Source organism: Oleiphilus sp. HI0043, assembly GCF_001634935.1.
The window spans coordinates 1-847 of record NZ_LWEY01000232.1 but is presented as its reverse complement, the minus strand read 5'-3'; the positions used below and the strand labels follow the sequence as shown (position 1 = coordinate 847).

The 847-nt window shown below is 45.9% G+C and carries 1 protein-coding gene; it reads left to right on the top strand.

The window, feature by feature from the left end; genetic code table 11:
• The first annotated feature begins 45 nt into the window (after positions 1-45).
• Complete coding sequence (locus A3729_RS03680) at positions 46-606, top strand: bifunctional 2-polyprenyl-6-hydroxyphenol methylase/3-demethylubiquinol 3-O-methyltransferase UbiG (protein WP_068506961.1); 561 nt, start codon at positions 46-48, stop codon at positions 604-606.
• The last annotated feature ends 241 nt before the right edge of the window (positions 607-847 follow it).

The window sequence follows — 847 nt, the reverse complement described above, 5'->3', positions numbered from 1 at the left end:
CCTTTTATTCTTGTTAGCAAGCCTACTCACTAGAAAGAGAAGACCATGAAAGAAGACCAAGCTCGCTGGAATAAGCGCTTTAGCGAGCGCCCGATGGTTCAAGCGAAAGCACCCGCTTTTATCGAGGAGGCTTTAGACCAGCTCCTACCCGGCAGTGTGCTTGATATTGCCAGTGGCGACGGTGCAGCAGCCTTATTCCTAGCCGCGAAAGGCTTTACTGTATCGGCTGCCGACATATCAGAAGTCGCCCTGGATCGACTGAACACCTTCGCACAAGAGAAAAACCTAGAAGTAAGCACTTATACCTTAGACCTCGATCACCCAGAACAACTAAACGAGCTAGAGACGTTTGATAACATCGTGATGACGCACTTTAAACCAGCGCCTCATTATTGGCCCCTGTTCATCGCACTGTTACGCCCCGGTGGAAAGTTACTTTTGAGCACCTTTAACCTCACCCATCATGAGAAAAACGGCTTTTCCCGTCGCTTCTGCCTAGAGCCAGGTGAACTCAGAAATATAAACGAGCACCTGGAACTCGAGCATTTCGCCTCCATTCAACGAGGTGAAAGTTATATGGATGATTATCTGTTTCGCAAAGTGTAAGCCTTCCTACGCTCACTCAAAAGCGGAGTTCATAAGAACAAAGGGGAAGTACACGTCGTTTTTTAAGTGCAAAGAGATCTAAGCTTCTGAACCCTGACTGGCCTATAATAAAACTGTCTAAGAAATAGACAGCGCAGTAACTCCTAAAAAACAATAATGATCAATAGAGGTTTACCGTATGTTATTAAGTCATGTCCCTGGAATGTTCACACACCCCGATGAAGAGTGGGAATCAATAAGA

Bases quoted from the DNA above. Each gene is read 5' to 3' on its own strand.
- A3729_RS03680 (WP_068506961.1), top strand. From the start codon at position 46: ATGAAAGAAGACCAAGCTCGCTGGAATAAGCGCTTTAGCGAGCGCCCG.